General features: G+C 67.3%; 22 protein-coding genes. 15 read left to right on the forward strand and 7 right to left on the reverse strand.

The genetic code is table 11. The features are described from left to right. Positions 1-432 precede the first annotated feature (432 nt). The gene (locus tag ACQ260_RS00325) at positions 433-2679 is read left to right on the forward strand and encodes a peptidase domain-containing ABC transporter (protein ID WP_432557405.1); all 2247 of its coding nucleotides are present in this window, start codon (positions 433-435) and stop codon (positions 2677-2679) included. A gap of 18 nt (positions 2680-2697) precedes the next feature. Here the strand turns inward: ACQ260_RS00325 and ACQ260_RS00330 are convergent, their stop codons facing one another. The 3 genes from ACQ260_RS00330 to ACQ260_RS00340 all read right to left on the reverse strand — a co-directional run bounded on the left by ACQ260_RS00330 (position 2698) and on the right by ACQ260_RS00340 (position 6712). Beyond that, on the reverse strand, positions 2698-4398 hold the full coding sequence (locus tag ACQ260_RS00330; RefSeq protein WP_432557406.1) for a glutamine--tRNA ligase/YqeY domain fusion protein: 1701 nt from the start codon (positions 4396-4398) through the stop codon (positions 2698-2700). Positions 4399-4462: 64 nt separating this feature from the next. Next, positions 4463-5968 carry a polyprenol phosphomannose-dependent alpha 1,6 mannosyltransferase MptB gene (mptB, locus tag ACQ260_RS00335; protein WP_432557407.1) on the reverse strand — a complete coding sequence of 502 codons (1506 nt, stop codon included), beginning with the start codon at positions 5966-5968 and terminating at the stop codon, positions 4463-4465. A gap of 18 nt (positions 5969-5986) precedes the next feature. Then, a complete protein-coding gene (locus tag ACQ260_RS00340; RefSeq protein ID WP_432557408.1) occupies positions 5987-6712 on the reverse strand; it encodes an IclR family transcriptional regulator in 726 nt (241 codons plus the stop codon). A gap of 139 nt (positions 6713-6851) precedes the next feature. Between ACQ260_RS00340 and leuC the strand changes: the two genes are divergently transcribed. From leuC to ACQ260_RS00355, 3 genes are all read left to right on the forward strand, one after another. Continuing rightward, entirely contained in the window at positions 6852-8288 is a 1437-nt protein-coding gene (gene leuC, locus ACQ260_RS00345) for a 3-isopropylmalate dehydratase large subunit (RefSeq protein ID WP_432557409.1), read from the forward strand. A gap of 17 nt (positions 8289-8305) precedes the next feature. Continuing rightward, the gene (leuD, locus tag ACQ260_RS00350) at positions 8306-8911 is read left to right on the forward strand and encodes a 3-isopropylmalate dehydratase small subunit (RefSeq protein ID WP_432557410.1); all 606 of its coding nucleotides are present in this window, start codon (positions 8306-8308) and stop codon (positions 8909-8911) included. 230 nt (positions 8912-9141) lie between these two features. Beyond that, entirely contained in the window at positions 9142-9480 is a 339-nt protein-coding gene (locus ACQ260_RS00355; RefSeq protein ID WP_432557411.1) for an HU family DNA-binding protein, read from the forward strand. Between the two features lie 2 nt (positions 9481-9482). Here the strand turns inward: ACQ260_RS00355 and cofC are convergent, their stop codons facing one another. After that, complete coding sequence (cofC, locus tag ACQ260_RS00360) at positions 9483-10322, reverse strand: 2-phospho-L-lactate guanylyltransferase (RefSeq protein ID WP_432557412.1); 840 nt, start codon at positions 10320-10322, stop codon at positions 9483-9485. 104 nt (positions 10323-10426) lie between these two features. On the opposite strand from cofC, the gene ACQ260_RS00365 reads away from it, so the two are divergent. Genes ACQ260_RS00365 through ACQ260_RS00375 form a run of 3 tightly spaced genes read left to right on the forward strand, consistent with a single transcriptional unit; the run spans position 10427 to position 13347 of the window. Further along, positions 10427-11170: a lysophospholipid acyltransferase family protein gene (locus ACQ260_RS00365; RefSeq protein ID WP_432558336.1), complete on the forward strand. Its 744-nt coding sequence runs from the start codon at positions 10427-10429 to the stop codon at positions 11168-11170. After that, entirely contained in the window at positions 11167-12180 is a 1014-nt protein-coding gene (locus ACQ260_RS00370) for an NAD(P)H-dependent glycerol-3-phosphate dehydrogenase (protein ID WP_432557413.1), read from the forward strand. The genes ACQ260_RS00365 and ACQ260_RS00370 overlap by 4 nt, the downstream gene beginning before the upstream one ends. A gap of 45 nt (positions 12181-12225) precedes the next feature. Beyond that, positions 12226-13347, forward strand: a complete 1122-nt coding sequence (locus ACQ260_RS00375) for a D-alanine--D-alanine ligase family protein (protein WP_432557414.1) — start codon at positions 12226-12228, stop codon at positions 13345-13347. Positions 13348-13350: 3 nt separating this feature from the next. Here the strand turns inward: ACQ260_RS00375 and ACQ260_RS00380 are convergent, their stop codons facing one another. Beyond that, on the reverse strand, positions 13351-13809 hold the full coding sequence (locus tag ACQ260_RS00380) for a DUF3515 family protein (RefSeq protein WP_432557415.1): 459 nt from the start codon (positions 13807-13809) through the stop codon (positions 13351-13353). 1 nt (position 13810) lies between these two features. Next, positions 13811-14047 (reverse strand): Lrp/AsnC family transcriptional regulator, encoded by a 237-nt coding sequence (locus tag ACQ260_RS00385; protein WP_432557416.1) that lies wholly within the window; start codon positions 14045-14047, stop codon positions 13811-13813. A gap of 103 nt (positions 14048-14150) precedes the next feature. On the opposite strand from ACQ260_RS00385, the gene ACQ260_RS00390 reads away from it, so the two are divergent. The 8 genes from ACQ260_RS00390 to ACQ260_RS00425 all read left to right on the forward strand — a co-directional run bounded on the left by ACQ260_RS00390 (position 14151) and on the right by ACQ260_RS00425 (position 21882). Continuing rightward, entirely contained in the window at positions 14151-15122 is a 972-nt protein-coding gene (locus ACQ260_RS00390) for a thiamine-phosphate kinase (RefSeq protein ID WP_432557417.1), read from the forward strand. Positions 15123-15234: 112 nt separating this feature from the next. Next, complete coding sequence (locus tag ACQ260_RS00395; protein WP_432557418.1) at positions 15235-17892, forward strand: FtsK/SpoIIIE family DNA translocase; 2658 nt, start codon at positions 15235-15237, stop codon at positions 17890-17892. Positions 17893-17937: 45 nt separating this feature from the next. After that, positions 17938-18177 (forward strand): hypothetical protein, encoded by a 240-nt coding sequence (locus ACQ260_RS00400; RefSeq protein ID WP_432557419.1) that lies wholly within the window; start codon positions 17938-17940, stop codon positions 18175-18177. Positions 18178-18275: 98 nt separating this feature from the next. Continuing rightward, entirely contained in the window at positions 18276-18695 is a 420-nt protein-coding gene (locus tag ACQ260_RS00405; RefSeq protein WP_432557420.1) for a RidA family protein, read from the forward strand. 155 nt (positions 18696-18850) lie between these two features. Next, entirely contained in the window at positions 18851-20317 is a 1467-nt protein-coding gene (gene rimO, locus ACQ260_RS00410) for a 30S ribosomal protein S12 methylthiotransferase RimO (protein ID WP_432557421.1), read from the forward strand. Beyond that, on the forward strand, positions 20314-20913 hold the full coding sequence (pgsA, locus tag ACQ260_RS00415) for a CDP-diacylglycerol--glycerol-3-phosphate 3-phosphatidyltransferase (protein ID WP_432557422.1): 600 nt from the start codon (positions 20314-20316) through the stop codon (positions 20911-20913). The genes rimO and pgsA overlap by 4 nt, the downstream gene beginning before the upstream one ends. Before the next feature lie 22 nt (positions 20914-20935). Beyond that, positions 20936-21526, forward strand: coding sequence for a CinA family protein (locus tag ACQ260_RS00420; RefSeq protein ID WP_432557423.1), 591 nt, complete (start codon positions 20936-20938; stop codon positions 21524-21526). An 83-nt stretch (positions 21527-21609) separates the two neighbouring features. Continuing rightward, positions 21610-21882 (forward strand): helix-turn-helix domain-containing protein, encoded by a 273-nt coding sequence (locus tag ACQ260_RS00425; RefSeq protein WP_432558337.1) that lies wholly within the window; start codon positions 21610-21612, stop codon positions 21880-21882. Between the two features lie 31 nt (positions 21883-21913). On the opposite strand, the gene ACQ260_RS00430 is transcribed toward ACQ260_RS00425, so the two are convergent. After that, entirely contained in the window at positions 21914-26371 is a 4458-nt protein-coding gene (locus ACQ260_RS00430; RefSeq protein ID WP_432557424.1) for an ATP-dependent helicase, read from the reverse strand. Between the last annotated feature and the right edge of the window lie 77 nt (positions 26372-26448).

Consider the following 26448-nt stretch of genomic DNA (forward strand, 5'->3'; position numbering starts at 1 on the left):
CCGAGACCTGACGACGGCCGACCCGGCGGTGGCAGACGCCTTATATGACAAAAAGGTGACACTCTCCGGAGGTCTTGGTCTCATCCGCCTAACTTTGTTAGTGAAGCAAACATGAAGGGAAATGCTTCGCTATTGACATTCTTCGGAACGCGCGGAGGGAGGTGTGATCATGCATGAGTTGAACGTGAGTGAAATGCGCCACGTGGAGGGCGGTTGGATGCTTGCAGTGGCTAGGGCCTCAGCGTACGCCAGGTACTACTACGAGCACCGCACATCGGGACGTCACTACACCAACTATGGCTTCCTGGGGATTAGGTGCCCCGTCTGTGGAAAGCCGTGACCCAGTTTGTCAATCAAATCGGTGTCGGGTGGAGAGTCGCGTGAGTGACGCCCACCCGACACCGTTGCCGAGCCATCACGAGGACTGAAGAAGTGCGCACGAAAGTTGTCCGGCAGCACGATGAGCGTGACTGCGGCGCTGCCTGCCTCGCAATTGTTTCCCGTCATTACGGCCTGCGATATCCTATTTCCAAATTCCGCGAATTAACCCAGACAAACAAGCGTGGTGTAAATCTCTACGGCTTGGTGAGCGGTGGTCGAGACCTTGGGTTCGCTGCCGAGGCTCTCTCTGGTACGCGAACCGAGCTCCTCGAGGCCGTCGAGGCTGGCCGTGTGTCGACGCCGTTCATAGCGCACATTCATGAGAATTCGATGCTCCACTTCGTGGTAGTCAGCCACATGAAGAAGGAGCAGGTAGGTCTATCCGACCCTGCGCGGGGCCTTCGAAAGCTCTCCCTGGATGAATTCAGCGAGCTCTGGACCGGGTACGTCGTCAACCTCCGCAAGACACCCGAGTTCGTTCCCGGAAACCATCACAGAAACAACCTTCTTCGCTTCGGGGCCCTGCTGAACGGCCAGTACGCGAGGCTCTTGGGCGTTCTTCTTCTCTCGCTGGTGATCTCAGCGGTCGGGATCGTGGGAGCGTTCGCCTTCCAACTTGTGATCGGCGAATCGGTGCCTGACAGCTCACCATCGCCAGGCGGCAGGGACGCCGCTTTGGCCGAGGGGCTTGCCGGGGCAAGCCAGCGTGTAGCTGAGTGGACATCAGCGTCCGTCCTGGGCGCGGTGTTCGGGTCGCTGATAGCGCTCTACGTCGTCCAAGCCGTGATCCAAGTCCTGCGCGGATATCTCATCTTCGCGGTGTCGAAGAGGATCGATATCCGCCTTCTGCTGTCCTATTTCAACCACGTAGTCGACCTGCCGGTGTCCTCAAGCAGTCTTCGCACCACCGGCGAATACATGTCGCGATTCAGCGATGCAGGAGCAATCCGGGCGGCGATCTCGGGCGTTACCGTATCCTTGGTTCTTGATGCCACGATGGTGATCGGGTGCGGGATAATCCTGTACTTGCAGAGTGGGCCATTGTTTTGGGTGGCACTCGTTCTGGTGATTTTGTACGTCATCGTTCTGCTGGTTTATCGGAAGCCGATCGAAAAGACCAATCGGACGGTCATGGAGTCCAACTCCATGTTCCAGTCTTTCTTGAAGGAGTCGATCGACGGGGCGGAAACCGTCAAGGCGGCCGGTGCGGGTGACCATGTGAAACAAAAGGCGGAAGGAAAATTCCTCGGTTTTGCGAACGCAATCGTGCGGGCAGGCATGGTTGGTGTGTCGCAAGAGGCGTTGTCGGAAGTGGTACAGACGGTCGGCACCGTGGTCGTTCTCTGGCTCGGTTTCTCTATGGTCGCCAGCGGGGAAATCGGACTCGGCACATTGATCACCTTCTATGCGCTGCTCGCATACTTTGTTCAGCCCATAAAGAATCTCGTCGGTCTCCAGCCGGAGATCCAGACAGCGCTCGTGGCGGCGGATCGACTGAATGACGTTCTGGATTTGCAGACAGAAGGACTGCCGACCGAAGGCCAACGGATCGAAAACGTCGAACGCTGGGACTTGGCGGACGTTCGCTTCCGTTACGGCAACGGTGAACTCGTGCTGCGAGACGCTTCGCTCACGGTCAAGCGAGGTGAACGCGTCGCGATCGTCGGCGCCAGCGGCAGCGGCAAGACAACGTTGGCAAAGTTGTTGTTGAGGTTCTATTCACCGGAATCTGGGCGGATCACGGCCGACGGCATTCCGGTGGAAGTGATGAGTCTTTCATCGCTGAGAGACGCGATCGCCTACGTTGACCAGAACACATTTCTCTTCGCTGATTCCATCAAAAACAATCTCACCCTGGGGAACGTGGACGTCACTGATGAGGAGATTCGGGACGCTTGCAGGGCGAGCCATGCCGACGGGTTCATCGCCGAGTTGCCGATGGGTCTGGACACACCTCTCGACGAGAACGGCATGAACCTGTCGGGGGGACAGCGGCAGCGGTTGGCCATCGCCAGAGCGCTGCTGAAACGGCCACAGCTCCTGATTCTTGATGAAGCCACCAGCAGTTTGGACACGATCACCGAAGCGGGCATCCGCGACACGGTATTCGGCCACGGTGGTGACTTGACCTGCATCCTCATCGCTCATCGGCTGACGACGATTCAGGAGTGTGACCGGATCTATGTGATGGACCGTGGACGTGTCATCGAGCAGGGAAGCCATGAGGAACTTGTCTCCCGGGGCGGGGAATACGCGCGGCTGTGGGACAAGCAGAGGCTGGGGAAGGTCGCCGTCTGATCGGCGGCGCGGACGGACCTATTTCCCCTGGCGCTTCTGAATGTTTGCCCATTCGTCGCGCAGACCGACTGTCCGGTGGAACAGCAGCGGTTCACGCGGATCGTGCGCGAAATAACCCAGCCGCTCGAACTGCACGACCTCGCCAAGGGGAGTCTCCGCCAGCGCCGGCTCGACCTTGCACCCGGTGAGCACTTCACGCGAGTCGGGGTTCAGGTCATCCAGCGGCTCACCGGTGCGCTCGCCGGGGACCTCGGCGCTGAACAACCGGTCATACAACATCACTGTCGCATCCACCGCGTGCGCCGCCGACACCCAGTGCATGGTCGACTTCACCTTGCGGCCATCGGGAGCGTTCCCGCCGCGCGAGTCCGGATCGTGGGTCGCGTGGATGGCCACGATGTTGCCGGCGGCGTCCTTCTCCACGCCGGTGGCAGTCACCAAGTACGCGCCGCGGAGGCGTACCTCCCGCCCCGGCGACAACCGAAAAAACTTGGGCGGCGGAACCTCGGCGAAATCGTCGGCCTCGATCCACAGCTCACCCGTGAACGGCACGGACCGCACCCCGTCATCCGGATTCTCCGGGTTGTTGGTGAGCTCGAACCACTCGACCTTCGGCTCGCCGTCGATGCCCACGGGCCAGTCGTCGAGGATCAGCTTCACGGGCCGGGTGACAGCCATTCGCCGCTGCGCGGAGCGGTTCAGCTCGCGCCGCACGAACGACTCCAGCAACTCGATCGACTGGCGCGAGTTGGTCTTCGTCACCCCGATGTAGTCACAGAACTCCGTGATCGCCGACGCCGGATAACCGCGGCGGCGCAGTCCCCGCAGCGTCGGCAGGCGCGGATCGTCCCAGCCGTCGACAACGCCGTCCTCCAACAGTTTGCGCAGGCGTCGCTTCGAGGTCACCGTGTGCGTGATCTCCAACCGGGCGAACTCGGTTTGGCGGGGACGGTCGCCGGGGAGGGGGAGATGCTCGAGATACCAGTCATAGAGCGCCCGGTTGTCCTGGAACTCCAGCGTGCACAGCGAGTGGGTGACGCCTTCGATCGCGTCCGACTGGCCATGGGCCCAGTCATACGTCGGATAGATGCACCACTCATCACCGGTGCGGTAGTGGTGGGCGCGGCGAATGCGATACATGATCGGGTCGCGCAACTGCATGTTCTCGTGGCTCATGTCGATCTTGGCCCGCAGGACGCGCGAACCATCGGGGAATTCCCCGGCGCGCATGCGGCGAAACAGATCGAGGTTCTCCTCGGGGCCCCGGTTGCGGAAGGGGCTCTCGACGCCCGGCTGGCCATAGCCGCCGCGCTGGGCGGAGATGGTGTCGGCGTCGGAGTCGTCGACATACGCCAACCCCTTGCCGATCAGGAACTGTGCCCAGTCATAGAGCTGCTCGAAATAGTCGGATGCGTGCAGCGTCGGCTCTGGCGGGGTGAACCCGAGCCACTCGATGTCGGCGATGATCGAGTCGACGTATTCCGCTTCCTCGGTGTCCGGGTTCGTGTCGTCGAGGCGCAACTGGCAGACGCCGCCGAACTCACGGGCGATGCCGAAGTCGATCACGATCGCCTTGGCGTGGCCGATGTGCAGATAGCCGTTGGGTTCCGGTGGGAACCGGGTCTGGACGCGCCCGCCGAAGGTGCCCTGCTCAATGTCCCTGCGGACCATCGCACGGATGAAATCGGAGTTCGCGGAAGCGCCGGCAGCCTCTGTCATGGGCGTCAACCTAGCAGGGCACCGAGGGCTGCGAAGCGGCGCGGAAGCGTGCTCTCCACGCCGTTCAACTGTGCTGCGCAGCCCCCGTGACACGGGCGCCCCAACGCCACCATGCCGCCGCGATCAACGCCCCCAGCGGGACCACGATGGCGGGGGAGAGATATTCCTGCAGCACGCCTGACACAAGCAGCATAAGTGTGATCGCGCCGGCGATCCGCACGAGGCGTCGGGTCGGGTGGCAGAAAGCGAGGAGCGGGCCGCCCCAGAGGATGTACCAAGGCTGGATCGCAGCTCCCAGCAGACCGAACGCCAGGAGCAGGCCGGCTGTGAACCGCACCGGACGCGTCAGCGCCCAGCGGCCGGCGACCCAGATGAACGCCGCGATCATCAGCGCGGTCGACGTCAGCGTGAGGACCGTGTCCACCACGCTCACGGGTGCGTCGAGGGCCAGTGCTCCTTGGGCGAGCCAGCTGAGTGGCGAGTGGTTGATGACAAGGCTCGGGGAACCGGCATTCTCGCTGAGCCAGCCGAACCACAGCCCGCGCGGCGCGGACACGGCCAAGAACGTTGCGGCGCCGATCGCTCCGCCGAGCACGAGCCGGCCGGCCAGTCGACCCCAGGGGACAGGGCTGCCCGGCGTCCGATGTTCACCGAGGACGTTGAACAGCACCACGCCCAACCCCGCGAACACCGCCGGCTGTTTGACCGCTGCAGCGAGCCCGATGACGATGCACCCGGTGACAAGGCCGAACCGAGTGCGCGCGAGCCAGAGCGCCAGCATGATGAGTCCGACCATGAGGGCGTCGTTGTGGGCACCGCCGATGAACTGGATCAGCAGCAGGGGATTCAGTGCGACGAACCACAAGGCCGACTGTTCGCCGGCGCCGACCGTGCGGGCGAGTGGCGCGGCGACCGCCAGCATGAGCCCGAACCCGGCGAGCGCCATGAGCCGCATCGCCACGGGTGCCCAATAGGGGTGTGCCCCGGTCAGGTCCACGATGAGGTGCTGCAAATGCAGCGCCAGCGGCGGATAGACCGCCGTTGTCGGCCGCCAGGTCGGATAGACGCTCTCGGCGAACGGACTCGGAAAGCCCATCGCGAACACATAGGGGTCGAGTCCCTGATGGAGCAGCCAGCCCTGGGCGGCATAGGCGTACGCATCGGCTGTCAGGAGGGCAGGGACCGGCCAGAACGGGAGCGTCCAGAGGAGGGCGATTCTGCGGAAGGGTATGCCCCAGCCCGGCGCGTGTTCGGTGCCGTCCTCGGTGCGGGTCCGTCGGGACGGGCGCAGCCGCCACCACGCGACGAACATGAGCAGTGAGCCGATCAGACCGGACAGGCGGGCGACATAGCGTCCGCTCGACTCACGTGTCCAGGCGGCATGGCGCTCGAGCCACTGGCGGGGGCCGTCCTCGAGATAGCCGACGCCGAACGCCATGAGCGCGACCAGGGTCGCGCCGAGGAATCCGAGCAGAGCCCAGAGCCGAACGTGTCGGTGGTGGTCGGGGGCGGTCGAGGGCACCGCGCCATGCGTCGGGGGCGGGGCAATCCCCCTGGATGGATCGCTCATCAGGTCCGAGCTTAGGGGTCAGCTCTCGGAGCCGCTGTGGCGCAGGACCTCCGAGAGTCGATCAGCGGCAGCCATCACGGCGCGGGCATGCAGCCGGCCGGGCTGGCGGGAGAGTCGTTCGATCGGTCCGGAGACGCTGAGCGCGGCGATCACCTTGCCGGATGGGGAGCGGACGGGTGCGGAAACCGACGCCACCCCCGCCTCGCGCTCACCCACGGACTGTGCCCAGCCGCGACGGCGGACCGACGCGAGGGCGACCGCGGAATAGCGGGAGCCCCGCAGACCGCGTTGCATGCGATCGGGCTCCTCCCAGGCGAGCAGGACCTGGGCGGCGGACCCCGCGGCCATGGTCAGCTGGCTGCCGACGGGCACGGTGTCGCGCAGGCCGGAGAGTCGTTCGGCAGCGGCAACGCAGATGCGGAGATCGCCTTGGCGCCGGAAGAGCTGGGTGGACTCGCCGGTGATGTCGCGCAGTCGCGAGAGCACGGGGCCAGCGGTGGCGAGCAGTCGGTCCTCGCCGGCGGCCGACGCGAGTTCAGCGAGCCGGGGGCCGAGCACGAAGCGACCCTGCAGGTCGCGGCCCACCAGGCGGTGGTGTTCGAGTGCGACGGCGAGGCGATGGGCCGTGGGCCTCGCCAAGCCGGTGGCAGTCACCAGGCCCGCCAGAGTCGTCGGGCCGGTCTCCAGTGCGCCCAGCACCAGAGCTGCCTTGTCCAGTACGCCCACACCGCTCGTGTTGTCCATACTCTGATACTGCCAAGTGTCCACAATCTGGGCACTTCTATAGTCCGCTCTGCGAAACGTTCCTGACTGTGTGCCCTTTTCCTCTAAGTGGCCCCCGGAGCAGTCAGAATCCGCCGGTCGCCAACCCCTGGATGGAGTCATGACAGACGAGCCCACGAATGCCGCGGCTGATGCCGGCCGGCCTCTGACCCTCAGCGAGAAGCTCTGGCGCGACCATGTCGTGCGCTCCGCGGACGGTGAGCCAGATCTGCTCTATATCGACCTGCACCTGGTGCATGAGGTCACGAGCCCGCAGGCGTTCGACGGGCTCCGGCAGAGCGGTCGGAGCGTACGCCGACCCGACCTCACCCTCGCGACCGAGGACCACAACACCCCCACGATCGACATCAACAAGCCGATCGCGGATCCCGTGTCCAAGCTGCAGGTCGACACGCTGCGACAGAACGCGGAGGAGTTCGGCATCCGGCTGCACAGCCTCGGTGACCTCGACCAGGGCGTCGTGCACATCATAGGTCCGCAGCTGGGCGTGACCCAGCCCGGCATGACGATCGTCTGCGGGGACTCGCACACCTCCACGCACGGCGCGTTCGGTGCGATCGCCTTCGGCATCGGCACCTCCGAGGTCGAGCACGTGCTCGCCACCCAGACCCTGCCCCAGGCCAAGCCCAAGACCATGGCCGTCAACGTCGAGGGCGACCTGCCCGAGGGCGTGACCGCCAAGGACCTGGCGCTCGCGCTGATCGCCCAGGTCGGCACCGGCGGTGGCCAGGGCCACATGGTCGAATATCGCGGCAAGGCCATTTCCGACATGTCGATGGAGGGTCGCATGACCCTGTGCAACCTCTCCATCGAGTGGGGCGCCAAGGCAGGCATGATCGCCCCCGACCAGACGACCTTCGACTATCTCAAGGGTCGCCCGCATGCGCCCGAGGGCGCCGAGTGGGACGACGCCGTCGCCTATTGGCAGACCCTGCGCACCGATGAGGGCGCGACCTTCGACGCCGAGATCACTGTCGACGCCACCCAACTCACCCCGTTCGTGACCTGGGGCACCAACCCCGGTCAGGGTGTCCCCCTGGGCGCCAACGTTCCGTCGCCCGCGGACTTCTCGGATCCGGTGGACAAGGCGGCCGCCGAGCGGGCGCTGGAATACATGGGTCTCGAGGCGGGAACGCCGATGCGCGACGTGCGCGTCGACACAGTCTTCCTTGGCTCCTGCACCAACGGCCGCATCGAGGACCTGCGCCTGGCTGCCCAGGTGCTGGAGGGGCACCACGTCGCCGACGGCACCCGGATGCTCGTCGTCCCGGGGTCCGCCCGCGTCCGCCTGCAGGCCATGGGCGAGGGCCTCGACAAGATCTTCACCGCCGCCGGCGCCGAGTGGCGCGAAGCGGGCTGCTCGATGTGCCTGGGCATGAACCCGGACCAGCTCGCTCCCGGAGAGCGCAGCGCGTCCACCTCGAACCGCAACTTCGAGGGGCGCCAGGGCAAGGGTGGGCGCACCCACCTCGTCTCGCCCGCCGTCGCCGCCGCCACTGCGGTGCGCGGTCACCTCGCCAGCCCGGCCGATCTCTGAGCCCAAGGAGCCCTGTGATGGACAAGTTCACCACCCACACCGGCACTGCGGTGCCGCTGCGTCGCAGCAACGTCGACACCGACCAGATCATCCCCGCCGTCTATCTCAAGCGGGTCACCAAGACGGGTTTCGAGGACGGACTGTTCGCCGCCTGGCGCAACGATCCCGAGTTCGTCCTGAACCAGCCCGAGCGCGAGGGAGCGACGGTCCTCATCGCCGGTCCCGACTTCGGGACCGGTTCCTCCCGCGAGCACGCCGTCTGGGCCCTGCAGAACTATGGCTTCAAGGTGGTCATCGGTTCGCGCTTCGGTGACATCTTTCGCAGCAACTCCGGCAAGGCCGGGCTGCTCATTGCCGTGATCGACCAGGCCGACGTCGAGAAGCTCTGGGAGTGCACGGAGGCCGACGCCACCCAGGAACTCACGATCGATCTCGGAGCACGCACGATCACGTGCTGCGGGGAGGCGATTCCGTTCCAGATCGACGACTACACCCAGTGGCGTCTGCTGGAGGGGCTCGACGACATCGGGCTCACGCTGCGGCACGACGAGACGATCACCGCCTATGAACAGCAGCGGCCGTCGTTCAAGCCGAAGACGCTGCCCGCGAAGGTCGCCGGCTGACGCTGCGCCTGTTCTCCACCGAAAAGCCCGGGGCCTCGTGCTCCGGGCTTTTTATCTCGACAATGTCCCCGAGCGGAGCTTTTCCCGCCGGATTCCGTGCAAGATCGCGAATCCTTCGCCAGATGTTTGTGTTCGGGATCCCTTAGTGCTTAGCGTTATAAGTCCAAAGGGGCGACGCCGGTGTCGCCGCGAGCGACCAGCGCAGCTGGCGCACCCAGGAGGTGGACACGATGAACAAGGCCGAACTCATCGAAGCCCTGTCCGTTCACTTTGGCGGCAACAAGGCCGAAGCGGCCAGGATGCTCAACATCGTCGTCGAGACGATCATTCAGGAGACCGCCCGCACGGGGAAGGTCGGCATCACCGGGTTCGGCGTCTTCGAGACCATCGCGCGCGAGGAGCGCGTCGTCCGCAACCCACGCACCGGTGAACGCAAGACTGCTGAGGCGACCACGATCGTCCGGTTCCGGCCCGGTTCCGATCTCAAGGCCTATGTCGCCGGCGAGAAACCTGTGCCACCGCCGCCGAGCACGGTCCGCGATGTGCGGGGTCCGCGCAAGAAGCGCTGACCTCAGATCCACGCGTGACGCACCGCGCCACCGGAGTCCCGCACCAGGTGCAGGCGTTGGCCTGGCGCGAGGCGGCGCAATTCGGGCCCGAGCGCGCCCGCTGCGGCGTACCCCCGTGATCCCGACGCCAACACCAACTCCCAGCCCGCGCCGGACCGACCGACCACGGTGCCGGTCGTGTGCTCCGCGAGCGCGGCACCGTCCATCAGCAGCGTCACCGGATCCTGCACGCCGAGGGGGATCGCGCGGACGAGGTCGGTGGGGTTGTCGGCGTCGAGGCGTACGCCCGGCGCGGCCGCCAACTCCACCGCGCCCGAGGCCTCGTGCCGGGCCGCGGAGTCGCGACCGAACTCGGGAGACAGCGCCATCCCGTGCGCCGCGAGCAGCGTCGTGCCCGTGCCCATGTCGTCGCGCACGAACCATCGCCCCGCACCGGTGCAGCCCGCCATCGTCGACCGAAGATCGACCGCAGTCAGCGCGGGCAGATCGGCCATGGCCGCCACCACCAGCGCACAACCCTCCGCTCGCAGCACTCGCTCTCCCGCCTCGAATGCGGCGTCGAGACCGGAGCGGGGGTCCGGCACCACCCGGACGTCGACCCCGTGGGCGCCGAGCAGCGGCCCGATTCCGGGTGCCGTCGTCACGACCGCGACGACGTCCAGGACCTCGCTCCAGGCGCGGGCGACCGCGACCGCCATCAGCGCGGCGAGCCGGCCCCGATGGGCGGCCGACAGTGCCGTCATGCGCGACTTCGCCCGGCTGAGGTCCTTCACCGCGATCACCACGCCCGCCCGGCCCGGGGGAGTGGGCGCAACGCGGGGATCGTCAGCTGGGCACGCCATGACCAGGGATGCTGCCACATGTCGGAGGGCCGGCGCTAAAGTGAGCCGACCGGTCGGGTGTGCGAGGAAGGGTGCCTGTGAGTCGAGCCATCGCGCGCCTGCGGATGCGGGACGTCATCTCCGAACCCGCCGAGCCCATGCTCCGCCGGACGGTCGGCGCACTGGCGGCGATCCTCCGCCTGCTGACCCACCAGGACTGGCGCGGTCGCGACCGGATCCCCGCCACGGGCGGCGTGGTGTTCGTGGTCAACCACATCTCGAACTTCGATCCCCTGGCCTATGGGCACTATCTGACCTGGGCCGGCCGCTGGCCCCGGTTCCTCGCGAAGGAAGCGATCTTCCAGGTCCCGCTGTTGGGTTTCGTGGCGAGTCGGTCGGGTCAGATCAAGGTACGCCGCGGCGGTCCAGAAGCGGGCGCCGCCGTCGATGCCGCCGTGCAGGCCATCCGCGAGGGCAAGAGCGTCTCCGTCTATCCCGAGGGAACGATCACCGCCGACCCCCTGACGTGGCCCATGACCGGGCGCACCGGCGCCGCCCGCATCGCGCTGGCCGCCAACTGCCCGGTCATCCCGGTCGGCCAGTGGGGCGCCAACGAGGTGCTGCCGGGCAAGAAGCTGACCTGGCCACGTCTGTTCCCCCGAAAAACGATGCGATTGCTCGCCGGCCACCCTGTTCCCTTGGACGACCTGCGGGCGCGACCATTGGACGAGCAGGTTCTCGACGAGGCGACCGACCGCATTCTTGACGCGATCACTGCCCTCGTGGCGGAGCTTCGGCAGGAAACGCCTCCCCCCGGGCGCTGGGACATGGCGGCGGGCCGTCGCCTGACATCGGAGGGGCGGGCATGACCGACAACAACGGGGGAAACTATCGACAGGTCACCGTGATGGGCGCCGGGGCCTGGGGCACCGCGTTCGCGATGATCCTGGCCGATGCCGGCAATCAGGTGCGTCTGTGGGCCCGGCGGCCCGAGATCGCCCGAGCAATCGAGGTCACCCGCTGCAACCCGGGCTATCTGCGCGGCGTCCGGCTCCCCGACAGCGTCACGGCGGTGAGTGACCCCGGCGACGCGCTCGCCGACGCCGAGGCCGTCGTCCTGGCCGTTCCGTCGCAGCAACTGCGCGCCAACCTCGCCCAGTGGGACATTCCGACCGGGACTGACGTCGTCAGCCTCGCCAAGGGGGTGGAGGTGGGCACGCTCCAGACGATGAGCCAGGTGATGGAGGCCTCCGGGATCGATCACGGGCGGATCCTCGCGGTCAGCGGACCCAACCTGGCCGACGAGATCGCTGCCAAACAGCCGGCCACGACCGTGGTCGCCGGGAACGACAGCGCAGCGGCTGAGCGGTTCGGTGCGGCGTGCCGGACTGCGTACTTCCGGCCCTATACCTCCACCGACCTTCTCGGCTGCGAGATCGCCGGGGCCACGAAGAACGCGATCGCGTTGGCGGTGGGCATGGCGATGGGGCGCGGGTTCGGGGCGAACTCGATGGCCTCGCTCATGACCCGCGGGCTGGCCGAGACCTCGCGGCTGGGGGAATCGCTCGGGGCGGACCCTCACACCTTCGCAGGCCTCGCCGGCATGGGCGATCTGGTGGCGACGTGCATGTCGCCGCTTTCGCGCAACCGGACGTTCGGCGAACATCTCGGCCGCGGGCTGAACGTGGAAGAGGCGGCCGAGGTGTCGCGAGGAATCGCGGAAGGCGTGCGCTCCAGCGCATCCATTCTCCAACTGGCCGAACGCCAGGATGTCGAGATGCCGATCGTCGAGCGCGTCGTCCGGGTCCTCGGCGGGAAGATCGAGCCCGAGGAGGCCATCCGCTCCCTCATGGCCCGCGAGACGAAGCCAGAACGGTGAGGGCGCTGACGCGATTCCCGGCCGTCGGCCGGTAGGGTCGCCTCCGTGCATGCGAACACCGACATCCCGACCGTCGCGATCGTCTTCGGTGGAGACTCCAGCGAACACCAGATTTCCTGCCTGACCGCCGCCAGTGTGGCGAGGGCGATCGATCCGGAGCGATTCCGGGTCGTGGGGATCGGCATCACCCGTTCCGGCCGCTGGGTGCACGTCCCGGTCGAGGAGATCCGCGAACTCCAGGTCGAGGACAAGGTTTTGCCGTCCCTGTCCGAGGACCGGTTGGAGGCGATCCTGCACCGCGGGCCCGACGGCGCGGAACTCGTGATCCGCGACGGGGACCGCCTGATCGACCCCGTGCGGGTCGACGTCGCGCTCGCGCTGCTGCACGGTCCGTTCGGTGAGGACGGGACGATCCAGGGCCTGTTCGAGATGCAGGGCGTGCGCTATGTCGGGTCCGGGGTGGCCGCGAGCGCGATCGGCATGGACAAGCACTTCATGAAGCTCGTGTTTTCGGCGCAGGGTCTGCCGATCGGGCCCTATGTGGCAATCAGCCCGCGCGAATGGGAGACCGACCGCGCGGCAGCGCTCGATGCGGTCGCGTCGCTGCACTTCCCCGTCTATGTGAAGCCCGCCCGCGGTGGCTCTTCCATGGGCATCTCCCGGGTCGAGCGCGCGGAGGACGTCGAGGTGGCGGTCGAGAGGGCCCGCGATTTCGACCCGAAGGTGCTGGTGGAACAGGGCTTCGTGGACTGCCGCGAGATCGAGTGCGGGGTCCTGGGCGCGCTTGACGGGGGCTGGGCGGCGGCGTCGGTGCCGGCGGAGATCCGCATGCACACCGAGGACGCGTTCTATGACTTCGAGGCGAAATATCTGCCGGACGAGCAGGTGAGCCTCGACGTGCCGGCCGACATCCTCCCGGACGTCGCCGACCGGGTGCGTGCGATGGCGGTGAAGGCTTTCCACGCGCTCGATGGCGAGGGTCTGGCACGCGTGGACTTCTTCGTCGATCGCACCGGCGAGATCTGGATCAACGAGATCAACACGATGCCGGGCTTCACCGCTCTGTCGATGTTCCCCCGCATGTGGGAGCACAGCGGCCTTGACTATCCACAGCTGATCACGCGCCTCATCGAACTCGCGCTGACCCGGCCCCTCGGATTGCGTTGAGGGTCACAGGCAAGGGCTGTGCTCGATGTTGTGCGCCTTGATCGCGTCCGCGACATCGACCAGCGCGTCGGCCTCGGGTGCGTACTTCGACGGCACCCCCAACTCGATCCGCACCTCCCGGCCGATCGTCGTGAACAGCCAGCCGCCCTCGCCCTCCTCGGCGAACCAGCCGACGCCGTTGACATCGAAACAGCGCGTGTCGGTGGCCATGGCGGCCGGCTCTGGGACGCCGCATTTGAACGTGATCGGCGGAGTGCCCCACGCGGCGCTGATCGTGCCCGTGGTGTCTCGTTGCGGAACGTTCAGGACGGTGCGAGGAAGCTCGTTGACGATGCGTTCGCACAACTGGCGCGTCGCCGGATCGACCTCGGGCTCGGTGATCGAGACGGGCCCCGCGCAGGCAACGAGCCCGAGCGCGAGTGATCCGGCCCCGAGGAGGGCCGCAGGGTGACGCCTGACCACCTCAGAGCGTGACGACGGGGCAGGTCACGGTCCGGGTGATGCCCGGCACCGCCTGGACTTGCGCGACGACCAGTTGGCCCAACCTGTCGACGCTCTCCGCCTCCACGCTGACGATCACGTCATAGGGCCCTGTCACATCCTCTGCCAGGAGCACACCGTCGAGGGCGCGGATCTGTTGGGCGACCTCCGCGGCTCTCCCCACCGCGGTCTGGACCAGGATGTAGGCCTTGACTGCCATCAGTCATCTCCTAGAGCTCGGGTTCTGCGGTCACGGTACCTTGTCGCCGTCCGCGCTTTGCCGCACAGACGAGCAAACCGACGTCCCCGACCAGGAGATCCCCATGACGGTTCCGTCCCCCAAGGAATCCCACAGCCTCGGCGAGTTGGGTGAGTTCGGGCTGATCGCCAGCATCACCGCCGATCTTGATGCGGACGAGCGCGTGCCGATCGGTCCTGGCGACGACGGCGCCGTCGTGCGGATCGACGGAGACCTGGTGGTGTCGACGGACACGGTGGTCGAGGGAGTGCACTTCCGCAGCGACTGGTCGTTGCCGCATGAGGTCGGTCAGCGCGCGATCGCGGCGGCGGTGGCCGACCTGATCGCGATGGGGGCGCGGCCGGTCGCCATGGTCATCGCGTTCAGCGGGCCGGGTGAGCTGGCGGCGTCCTGGGCGAAGCAGTGCACGCAGGGGATGAAGCTGGAGGCAGCCAAGTCCGGAATCGCTCTCGTCGGCGGCGATGTCACCTCCGGTCCCGTGGTCGTTCTCACGGTGACGGTCCTCGGTGACCTCGCCGGGCATCCGCCGATCCTTCGTTCCGGTGCCCGGCCCGGTCACGTGGTCGCCCTCCGCGGTCGCATCGGGTGGTCCGCCGCCGGCCTGCGGGTGCTGAGCCGTGGTTTCCGGTCGCCGAGAGCGCTGGTGGAGGCGTACAAGGTCCCGGAGGTTGTCTATTCGGCCGGCGGTGAGGCGCGGGCCGCGGGGGCGACCGCGATGATCGACGTGTCCGACGGGTTGTTGGCGGATCTGGGTCATGTGGCGGAGGCGTCCGGAGTACGCATCAACGTTCGGCGCGACGCCTTCACCCTCCCCGAGCCGCTGCAGGCCGTGTCCGCGGCGATCGGGGCGGATCCGTGGACGTTCATCCTCACCGGGGGAGAGGATCACGCCTTCGCGGCGACGTTCACCACCGTCGAGGCCGTCCCCAACGGCTGGCTGGTGATCGGCGAGGTCGCTGCGGGCGAGCCCGGCGTCACCGTCGACGGTGCCGCCTGGGACGCGGCGGGTGGCTGGGACCACTTCCACCGCGGCTGACGGGACCAACGGCCGGGGGCTGGGCTGAGCACGCGCCATCGGGACCGACTGCTTCGCCCACGTCGGCGTGGGACGCGGAGCGCTGTCGGCCGCATCGCCTAGGGTGGGGCCCATGGCGAGCCGCGCGACTTCCCCGGCGCGGACAAGAAGCTCGACGGCAGCGTCGGGATCGCGTCCGCGACCATCCGGAACCAAGAAGACCACTGCTTCCCGCCCCGCGTCCCGGGGCGGTTCTGCTGCCCGGACGCCTGCGAAGGGGGGCGGCCGCAAGCCCGCTCCGCGTCGCCCACCGGCGAAACGTCGGCCACCGCAGCGCGGCGTCTTCGAAACCATCGCAGTCGGGATCATCGCGGTGTTCCGGGGGCTGGCGCACGGCACGGGCACCGCTATCCGGTCGATCGGGCACAGCGCTCGAGACCTGGATCCGGGACTTCGCCGCGACGGCGCAGGACTGTTCCTGCTCGGCTCGGCGATCGTGCTCGCCGCGGCCTTCTGGTGGTCGATCCCGGACCCGGTCGGTCCGGGCATCGTCACGGGCATCAGCACGGTGGTCGGCACGTTGGCATTCGCGTCGCCGCTGCTGTTGGGCTGGATGGCGTGGCGTACGCTGCGCCACCCCGATCGCAACGGACCTGTCGGCCGGCAGGTCATCGGGTGGCTCGCCATGCTGCTCGGCCTGCTCGGCCTCGTCAACATCGCGCACGGCCTGCCCCGCCCGGAGACCCCCGAGAAGCTCCGCACCGCTGGCGGCATGCTCGGCTATATCTCCTCCAGCCTGCTCGCCGATCTCCTGACCGTGTGGGTCGCTGTGCCACTGCTGGTGCTGCTCATGCTGTTCGGTGTGCTCGTCGTCGTCGGCCTGCCCCTCTATGAGTTGGGCGACCGCGTCCGCGCGCTGTTCGTGCGGGATGCGAGTGGCGGCGACCACGACCTCGAATACGGGGTCGATGAGGCGTACGACACGCCGCTCGTGCGGGAGCGGGCCCGTGACCAAGAACCGGCGCCGGAGACGCCGAAGCCGCGCAAACGGCGCACTCGCGCAGCAGCCGAACCCGAGGCTCCCGTCGAGAACAGGCTGCCCGGCGAGACTCCGGGCGACGTGTTCGACATCGAGACCTTCGGCACCGAAGAGCCCACCCTCGCCGGATCCGGCGCGGACAAGAAGGTCACCGCCGGGCTGCCGCCCGAGGCGCCGAAGCCCAAACGGTCGACGCCGGTCCCGCCCGAGCCGGAGGTCGGCGAGGTCGAGGCCCCGGTGCACTCGCCGATGCCGCCGCGCGTGGAGCAACTGCAGTTGTCCGGTGACGTGCAATATGTGCTCCCGGACGCGACGATGCTCAAGTCCGGGAGCGTGCCCAAGGCCCGCACCGCCGCCAACGACGCGGTGGTGAGCGCCCTCACCGAAGTGCTGGACCAGTTCAATGTGGACGCGGCGGTGACGGGATATACGCGTGGCCCGACGGTCACCCGCTATGAGGTCGAGCTCGGGCCGGCGGTGAAGGTCGAGCGCGTGACAGCGCTCAGCAAGAACATCGCCTATGCGGTCGCGTCGCAGGATGTCCGCATCCTCTCGCCGATCCCCGGCAAGTCCGCCATCGGCATCGAGATCCCGAACACCGACAAGGAGATCGTCTCCCTCGGTGACGTGTTGCGGTCCACCCGGGCACGCAACGACCATCACCCGATGACCGTCGGGCTCGGCAAGGACGTCGAGGGTGGGTTCGTGATCGCCAACATGGCGAAGATGCCGCACCTGTTGGTCGCCGGTGCGACCGGTTCGGGCAAGTCGTCGTTCATCAACTCGCTGATCACGTCGGTCATGATGCGCTCTACACCGGATGAGGTGCGGATGCTGCTGGTGGATCCGAAGCGGGTGGAGTTGACGGCGTACGAGGGGATTCCGCACCTCGTCACCCCGATCATCACCAACCCCAAGAAGGCGGCCGAGGCGCTGCAGTGGGTCGTGCGCGAGATGGACATGCGCTATGACGATCTGGCCAACTTCGGTTTCCGGCACGTGGACGACTTCAACAAGGCGGTCCGTGCGGGAGCCGTGCAGGCGCCCGAGGGCTCGGAACGCACGCTGACTCCGTATCCGTATCTCCTCGTCGTGGTCGACGAGCTTGCCGATCTGATGATGGTCGCTCCGCGGGACGTGGAGGACTCGATCGTCCGCATCACCCAGCTCGCGCGTGCGGCCGGCATCCATCTGGTGCTCGCGACCCAGCGGCCCTCGACCGATGTCGTCACGGGGCTGATCAAGGCCAATGTTCCGTCACGGCTCGCCTTCGCGACGTCGTCGATGACCGATTCGCGGGTCATCCTCGACCAGCCGGGCGCGGAGAAGCTGGTCGGCCAGGGTGACGGACTGTTCCTGCCGATGGGCTCGAGCAAGCCGGTCCGAGTCCAGGGTTCGTGGGTGGGGGAGAAGGAGGTACGCGAGGTCGTCAAGCACGTCACCGGCCAGCTGACCCCCACCTATGACGAGAACGTGACCGCGCCCGCGGCGGCAGAGAAGAAGGTCGCGGAGGACATCGGGGACGATCTGGAGCTGGTGTTGGAGGCCGTCCAACTCGTCGTGAATCTGCAGCTCGGGTCGACCTCGATGCTGCAGCGGAAGTTGCGGGTCGGGTTCGCGAAGGCGGGTCGCCTGATGGACATCCTCGAGACCCGCGGCGTCGTCGGACCCTCGGAAGGCTCGAAACCGCGCGAAGTGCTGGTCAAGCCGGACGACCTGGACGAGGTGCTCGCGAACCTGCAGGCGTCCTGAGGGAAACACCCCCCGGGGGCAGCAGCTCGTTAGTGAGGAGAACCCATGGTTTTCACTCCCACGGATATCGGCCGACTGGTGACCCCAGGCGCACCCGTGCTGTCCCCCGACGGGACCCGCGCCGCGTTCACCGTGACCCGCACCGACGTCGAGGCCAACAGCTATCGCTCAGCGGTGTGGTTGGTGCGCACCGACGGCTCGGCACCAGCTCGCCAAGTGACCGCCGACAACAATGACGCGAATCCCATGGGCCGGAACGATGGAGCCCTCAGCCAGAGTTCCTAACCGAGCTCAAATCGGTGATCATGCAGACCAGGCATTGACCCAATCCGCAGAGCCCGTCCGGCCCGAATGTGGTCCGGGCCAGAGCAAAGGAGCATTCAATGAGTGGCGCACAGGTCGTGGCAGGCATGGCGAAGCCGCGCGGACGATTCCCTCACGTGAAGGTGGTGGGCGACTTCATCTATGTGTCGGGCACGAGTTCGCGTCGTCCCGATAACACGTTCGTCGGTGTCGAGGTAGACGAGTTGGGGGTCACCAATCTCGATATTCGTGCCCAGACGAGAGCGGTGATCGAGAACATCCAGGCGATTCTGCGGGGTGTGGGCGCAGAGCTTTCGGACCTGGTGCAGGTCACCAGCTATCTGGTGAACATGAACGACTTCGGCGGCTACAACGAGGTTTACGCGGAGATGTTCGACGAGAGCGGGCCCACCCGCACGACGGTAGCGGTGCATCAGTTGCCGCATCCGCACTTGTTGATCGAGATCCAGGGCGTCGCCTATCGCCCTCAGCAGAAATAAAGGGGCAGAGAACCCCGATCGAAGCGCGTTCGGCGAGGACGTCGGTGTTCATCCTGTTCTGCTGATGGTGCAGGCAATCTCCAGAGCGGGGCTTTGCGTACCCCCAGCAGAACGCAAGCGCCGGTCATCAGCCGGACGTGGGAGAATGAGCCGCGATGACTGACGACTCACTGACCTCTGTCCACCTCGTGACCCTTGGCTGCGCACGCAACGAGGTCGACTCCGAAGAACTCGCGGCACGGCTCGAGGCCGGCGGGTTCCGCTTGGTCGACGAACCCGAGGATGCCGACGCGGTGATGGTCAACACGTGCGGGTTCATCGAGGCCGCCAAGATGGACTCGATCAACACGCTGATGGCCGCTGCGGATCTCAAGGACCAGGGCAAGGCCAAGGCAGTGGTCGCGGTCGGCTGCATGGCCGAGCGCTACGGCAAGGAATTGGCGAGCGAACTGACCGAGACCGATGCGGTGCTCGGGTTCGATGACTACGCCGACATCGCCGGCCGCCTCAACTCGATCATGGGTGGGGAAACCCATCAGTCGCACGTGCCGCGCGATCGGCGTACGCTCCTGCCCCTCAGCCCCGTCGCTCGTCATTCCGGTGGGCACACTCCCGTGCCCGGGCACGGGGACGAGTACGCGGCAGTCGGTGCCCAGGCAGGCGACGCCTATGGCGCGCGGGTCCTGCGGCGGCGGCTCGAGGCGGGACCGATGGCGCCGTTGAAGCTGGCCTCCGGGTGCGACCGTCGGTGCGCGTTCTGCGCGATCCCGGCGTTCCGCGGCGCGTACCTCTCCCGCCGCCCCACCGATGTCCTCGCCGAGGCCCGCTGGCTGGCCGACCAAGGTGTGAAAGAGATCTTCCTGGTGAGTGAGAACTCGTCGTCGTACGGCAAGGATCTCGGTGACCTCCGCCTCCTCGAGACCCTCCTCGGCGACTTGTCGAAGGTCGATGGTCTGGAGTGGATCCGGGTGAGCTATCTGCAACCGGCCGAGACCCGGCCGAGCCTCATCGAGGCGATGGTGGCGACCGAGAAGGTGGTGCCGTACTTCGACTTGTCGTTCCAGCACGCCTCCGGCCCGGTCCTGCGACGGATGCGGCGGTTCGGGGACGCAGATCAGTTCTTGAGCCTGATCGATTCAGTGCGGAAGGCCGCGCCGACCGCCGGTATCCGCTCGAACTTCATCCTGGGTTTCCCCGGCGAGACCGAGGCCGACGTGCAGATCGTCGAGGACTTCCTGACCGCAGCGCGCCTGGACGCCATCGGCGTGTTCGGCTATTCCGACGAGGACGGCACTGAGGCGGCGTCGATGGGCGACAAGCTGGCGGCCGACGTTATCGAGGAACGCCGGGCGCGAATCGCGGACCTTGCTGACCATTTGGTCGATCAGCGCGCCGAGGAGCGGGTGGGGGAGCGCGTTCGGGTGCTCGTCGAGGAAATCGATCCTGACGGCGTTGTCGTCGGCCGGGCGGAGCATCAGGGTCCCGAGGTGGACGGCACCTGTGAGCTGGTCGGGGACCTCGGGTCGCCTGGCGGTCCCGAGCCTGTCGTGGGGACGGTTGTCGAGGGAGTGGTTGTGGAGAGCGAAGGCGTCGATCTCGTCGTGGAGGTGACCGGGGCATGACCACCCAGACAGCGCCTTCGTCACTGAATGGACCGAACGTCCTCACCACGTTGCGCCTGGTGGTCGTGCCGGTGTTCGCGTGGATGCTCTTGGCCCACGGGGACGATCCGAACTGGCGGATCGCGACCACCGTCGTTTTCGCCGTGGCGATCCTCACCGATCTCATCGACGGGTGGTGGGCCCGCCGAGCGAACCTTGTCACGAACTTCGGCAAGATCGCCGACCCCATTGCCGACAAGGCGATCACCGGCATGGCGTTCGTCGGCCTGAGCATCCTCGGCGAACTGCCCTGGGCGGTCACGATCATCATCCTGGTGCGGGAATGGGGCATCACGCTGATGCGATTCCTGCTGCTGCGCAAGGGCGTCGTCCTGGCGGCCAATCGCGGCGGCAAGCTGAAGACCGTGTTGCAGGCGGTGGCCCTGATCCTGTTCCTGTTGCCGTTGCCGGGTTATGAATGGGGCACGCCGTTCACCTTGGCGGCGCTGCCCGAGGTGACGTCCTGGGTCGTGATGGCGATCGCGTTGATCGTCACAGTCGTCACCGGCGTCGACTATGTGCGGGGTGCTTTCGAGAGTGAGAGTGAGACAGCATGAGCGCCCGGGGAGCTGATCGGCGGTGATCCTCGATCAGGAAGGTCTCAGCATCGCGCGGGCCGTCGTGCTGGCGGCTAGTGCGGAGGGGCGTACGCTCGCGACCGCGGAATCGCTCACCGGCGGACTGCTGGGCGCAACGATCACCTCGGTGCCCGGTGCCTCCGTCGTCTATCGGGGCGGTCTGATCACCTATGCGACCGACGTGAAGGCCACGCTCGGTGGGGTGCCGGACGATGTCCTCGAACACCATGGTGCGGTGGCGGCCGAGACGGCCAAGGCGCTCGCAGAGGGGGCCGCCCGGCAGTGCGGCGCCGATGTCGGGCTGGCGTTGACGGGCGTCGCGGGCCCGGCCGTTCAGGAGGGGCACCCACCGGGAACCGTGTGGCTGGGTTGGTCTCTCGCGAGTGGGGCAACCGGCGCGCAGTTGCTGAACCTCGCCGGCACGCGACCGGAGATCCGCGCGGTCGCCGTGCGTCGAGCGTTGGAGTTGGCGCTCGCGCTGCTGCAGGGCGACCTGCCTCCGGACGCCCTTGAGGATCCGGAATCGGTCGTGCCGGACGCCGGCAGCGTGGTTGAGCCTCGACCGGCCATCGTGGACGCGACCGTGGAATAGGATTGCGCGACGCTCCGTTGACCAGTGGTGCCTGTGCGTGTGTGCAGGTCGTTGGATAGAGTCGGTGCATGGTCGAGGAAGGTGTGAAACCGATGCTCTTGCGTGAGTTGGTCGGTGAGACCTTGCGCTCCGAACGCGCGGCGCAGGGCAAGACCCTGCGCGAAGTCTCGGCCTCTGCCCGCGTCAGCCTCGGCTATCTCTCGGAGGTGGAGCGGGGGCAGAAGGAAGCATCGAGCGAATTGCTGGCCGCGATCTGTGGTTCGCTCGATCTGCCGCTCTCGACACTGTTGTCGATCATGAGCGAGAAATGCGCAGCACAGGAACTGCCGTTGGAGGTCCAGGCGGCTGCCGCCTGAGCCCGACCGCTCTCGGTGCACCCGTCCTCATTCAGCGTGCGCGCAACTTCATGCCCTGCGGGGTCATCACGAATCCGGCTGCTTCGAGCGCGGAACGGATTTTCGCATTCTCGAACACGTGTTGTCCGTCAACCCGCTCGATCGTGATGTCGTGCAGGCTTGCCCGGGTGACTGTTGCAGCAAGTTCCTCCAGACCTGCTGACAGCTGCAGGGGTTCCGGTGTGAATGTCAGCAGCGTCTTGGCCCCGCGTTCCAGATAGCCGATCAGGTGACCGTCAACGAGCATGACGAGTGCACCAGGTTTTCGCCCTGGTCGGTGGCCGCTTTCCCGGTCGGGCCACGGCAGCGCGGCTCCATAGGCGTTGGCGGGATCGGTGGCGGCGAGCACGAGGGCACCGCTGGCCGGCTGGTCCCGCAGCCGATCGACCGTGGCTGAGGTGGCGAACTGGGCGGCGCCGAGGCCGTCGACGAAATAGCCGCGGAGACACTGGCCGGTTTCCTCAAGCTGGCTGAGACCGCGATAGACGGGGCCGAACGATCCGTCGGGCTGCTCGGAAAGGACTCCGCCCCTGGTGACCACGCCGTGCCGGTCGAGCAGCAGCAGGAGGTGTTCGATGCGGTCCGCAGGCGTCGGCTCGGCGACCGCCGCCCACCGACCGGTCACCTGAGGGGCGACCGGTGGCGCAGCAGTCTGGCGGGCGGCGCGGAGCATGCCACTGCGTGAGCGGGTGCGGGGCACACGCCGTGTCTTCAGCGCACCCCGACCGGCCAGCGCACGGACGGGCGAGAACGTGTCCGATCGGACCCGGCCGCCCCAGACCAGCTCCCAGAGGCCGCGTTCCCAGTCCCCGCGGCTGTGGTCATCGTTGATCAGGTCATTGAAGAACCAACCACCGCCGCGGCCGAGACGTTCCCACAGCGCCAACGCCGTGGCCGACTCGGGCAGCGGACGGACCGGTGGGGTGACCAGGGTTGCCGGCCACAGGCGCACCCACCCATCCCACTCGCCGATCGCACCGTCGCCTGTCCAGACGACTTCGCCGGCTGCCAGCACCTCATCCAGAAGCGCGGGCGCATAGTCAGCGACGCGTGAGGGCAGGACGAGTGATTCCCACATGCTCGCCGGGACCGCGCAGCCGGCGAGCTGATCGATCGCACCGAGCACGCCGTCCACCCCGCGGGTGCCGCTGTTGACGCCCTGCCAGCCGGGCAGGAACCGGGCGTACGTGGCCTGGTCCACCGGCTCCACTGCCGCCCGCAGGGCTGCGAGCGTGCGCCGTTTGATCCAGGACAGAACCCTGTGATGGCACCACTGGCGCTCGGGAGCGTCCGAGAAGCGGCTGTGCACGAGCGTGCCGGCGTCCTGGAGTCTGCGACAGGCAGCGACGACCAAGCCCGGTGCCAGGCCATAACGATCTGCGACAACACGATCGGCGAAGGGGCCATGGGTGCGAGCCCACCGCAGGACGAGGTCCTCGACCGGGTCACCGTCAGCGGCACTCACCCCGAACCCCGGTGGGGCCGGCACGCCGATCCCGTCCACGAGCCGTGGCAGGTCCTCGGTGACAGCAAGTCGCTCGTGGCCCGCGATGCGGACCGGCGCGATCCGGCGGGCCTGCACGAGTTCATCCACGGCGGCTGTGACGTCGAGTTGGGCGGCGCGCGCCAGCAGCTCAGCCAGCCCGAAGGGGCCGGCCGTGCGGATCAGATCGAACAACTGCTCCACCGTGGTTGCCCGGCGATCTTCGGCAAGGCCCTGCAACTCGGCCTCGACCTGGGCAATGATGTCCGGATCGAGCACCTGAGTGAACCCATCAGTGCCGAGCAGCTCCGCCAGCAGGGCCGTGTCTAGGGTGAGTGCGGCCGCACGCCGCTCGGCGAGGGGCGTGTCGCCCTCATAGACGAACTGGCCGACATAGCCGAACAACAGCGACCGGGCGAACGGCGACGGGCGCGGGGTTTCCACTTCGACGACCCGGATCTCGCGCGCATTGACAGCCCGCTGAACGCGTTCGAGACCGGAGAGATCGAAGACATCGTGCAGGCATTCGCGCATGGTCTCCAGCGTGATCGGGAAATCGGGATGACCGGCTGCGACCTCGAGCAGTTGCGCCGCGCGCATGCGCTGCTGCCACAGCGGTGCGCGCGCCCTCGGATCCCGACGGGGGAGCAGGAGTGCGCGGGCGGCACACTCGCGGAAGCGCGAGGCGAACAGCGCGGAACCACCGACCTCCTCGGTGATCAGGCGAACGAGCTCGTCCGGATCGAACGTCAGCAATTCCGCGCCCGGCGGTTGCCCGTCGGTGTCCGGGACGCGGATCACGATGCCGTCGTTGGTGGCGGTCGCTTGGACGTCGATGCCGTGCTGCTCGCGGGCATTGCGTCCGATGGCGAGTGCCCAGGCGGACAGAACTGGCGTGCCGAGACCCGAGTGGAGGCACAGCTGCCAGTCGCCGAGATCGTCGCGGAACCGCTCGAGCACCAGTGTCGTGTCGGTGGGCAGCGCGCCGGTGGCTTCCTGTTGCTCCCTCAGGTAGCGCAGCAGATTGTCAGCAGCCCTGGCGTCCAAGCCTCGCTGGGCGAGGGTGCGCGCTGCCTGCCCGGGGTCGGAGATCAACTCGCGGAGGAATGCACCGTGGGCGAGGCCGAGCTCCACAGGGCGGCCGGGGGAGTCGCCCTTCCAGAAGGGGAGGCGACCGGGAATTCCCGGGGCGGGGGAGACCTGGACCTGGTCGTGCGTGATGGCCTCGATGCGCCAGGAGGTGGTGCCCAGGGTAAACACATCGCCCACCCGGGACTCATACACCATCTCCTCGTCGAGCTCACCGACGCGACGGGCGGCACCCTCGCCGACGAGAAAGACGCCGAACAGGCCGCGATCGGGGATGGTTCCGCCCGACGTGACCGCCAACCGCTGGGCGCCGGGACGCGCCGTCAGCAGCCCCGACTCCCGATCCCACACCAGGCGGGGGCGCAACTCGGCAAAATCCTCGCTGGGATAGCGGCCTGTGAGCATGTCCAGCACCGCCTCGAAGGCGGACCTCGGAAGACGCGTGAAGGAAGCCGCTCGTCTGACCAGTTCGAAAAGTGCGTCCGCGGTGATCGGCTCGCCGGCCGTGATCGCAACGATCTGCTGGGCCAGCACGTCCAGCGGGTTCTCCAGCTCGGCGACCTCTTCGATCAACCCGTCCCGCATGCGTTGGACGACCAGCGCGGCTTCGACCAGGTCACCCCGGTGAATCGGGAAGAACGCACCCTTCGACACCGCCCCGACTTGGTGGCCTGCCCGTCCGACCCGCTGAAGGCCGCTGGCGACCGAGGGTGGTGCCTCGACTTGGACGACCACATCGACCGCACCCATGTCGATCCCGAGCTCAAGGGAACTGGTCGCGACGACACACCGCAGGACGCCCGACTTGAGCTCCGCTTCGACGACCGCGCGCTGCTCCTTGCTCACCGAGCCGTGGTGGGCGCGCGCCACGATCCCGGCGTCGATGTGGGTGCCTCGGCTGGCACCGGACTGGGCCATCAGTTGCGCAGGCGTCGGATTGTCGGGCAGTTCGACACCCTGCCTCTCTGCCCACAGCTCGTTGAGCCGTGCCGTGACACGCTCCGCCAACCGGCGGGAGTTGACGAACACGATGGTCGAGCGATGGCCGAGGACGATGTCCAGCACCTGTTCAGTGATATGGGGCCAGATCGAGCCGCTGCGGGCCTCCTCCGGTTCGTTTCCCTCATCGGGCGCGGCGAGATCGTCCACCGGGACCCGGACATCGAGTTCCCAGACCTTGGGTGCGGGCGGTGCCACGACGCGCACGGACTCGAGCGTGTGGAGAAATCTGGCGACACGCTCAGCCGGGCGTACTGTCGCCGACAGCCCGATCCGTTGCACGGGACCCTCCGTGAGGGCCGCGAGCCGCTCGAGGGACAGGGCCAGATGCGCTCCTCGCTTGGTGGCGGCGAGGACGTGGATCTCGTCAATGATCACGGTGCGCACGCCACGCAGCGCCTCGCGTGCCCCTGATGTCAGCATAAGAAACAGTGACTCGGGTGTGGTGATGAGAATGTCGGGCGGGTGGGCGATCAGCCGGCGTCGTTCCGATGCCGGTGTATCACCGGACCGCACACCCGCGCGGATATCGGGCACCGGTTGTCCGAGTCGGGCGGCGGCCTGACCGATGCCCCGCAGCGGCGCCCTCAAGTTGCGCTCCACGTCCACCGCAAGCGCCTTGAGTGGCGACACATAGAGGACGCGACACCTATGTGTGGGGTCCGCCGAGTCATGCATGAGGTCGTCGAGCGCGGCAAGAAAGGCTGCCAGCGTCTTGCCGGAACCGGTCGGGGCGATGACCAGTGCGTGTTCACCGGACCGGATCGCCTGCCAGGCCTCGGCTTGCGCAGGTGTGGGCGCGGCGAAGGAATTTGTGAACCACTCGCGTGTGGCCGCGCCGAAGCCCGCAAGGGGGTCGGGGCCAATCGAGGTGATCACGGGAACAGTCTGGCAGGGCGCTCCGACAATGAGGATCGCCCGCGGTTCGCGGAATCGTGGGCGTACGCCGACGCTCG

Source organism: Ammonicoccus luteus (genome assembly GCF_050880385.1).
Lineage (GTDB): Bacteria > Actinomycetota > Actinomycetes > Propionibacteriales > Propionibacteriaceae > Enemella.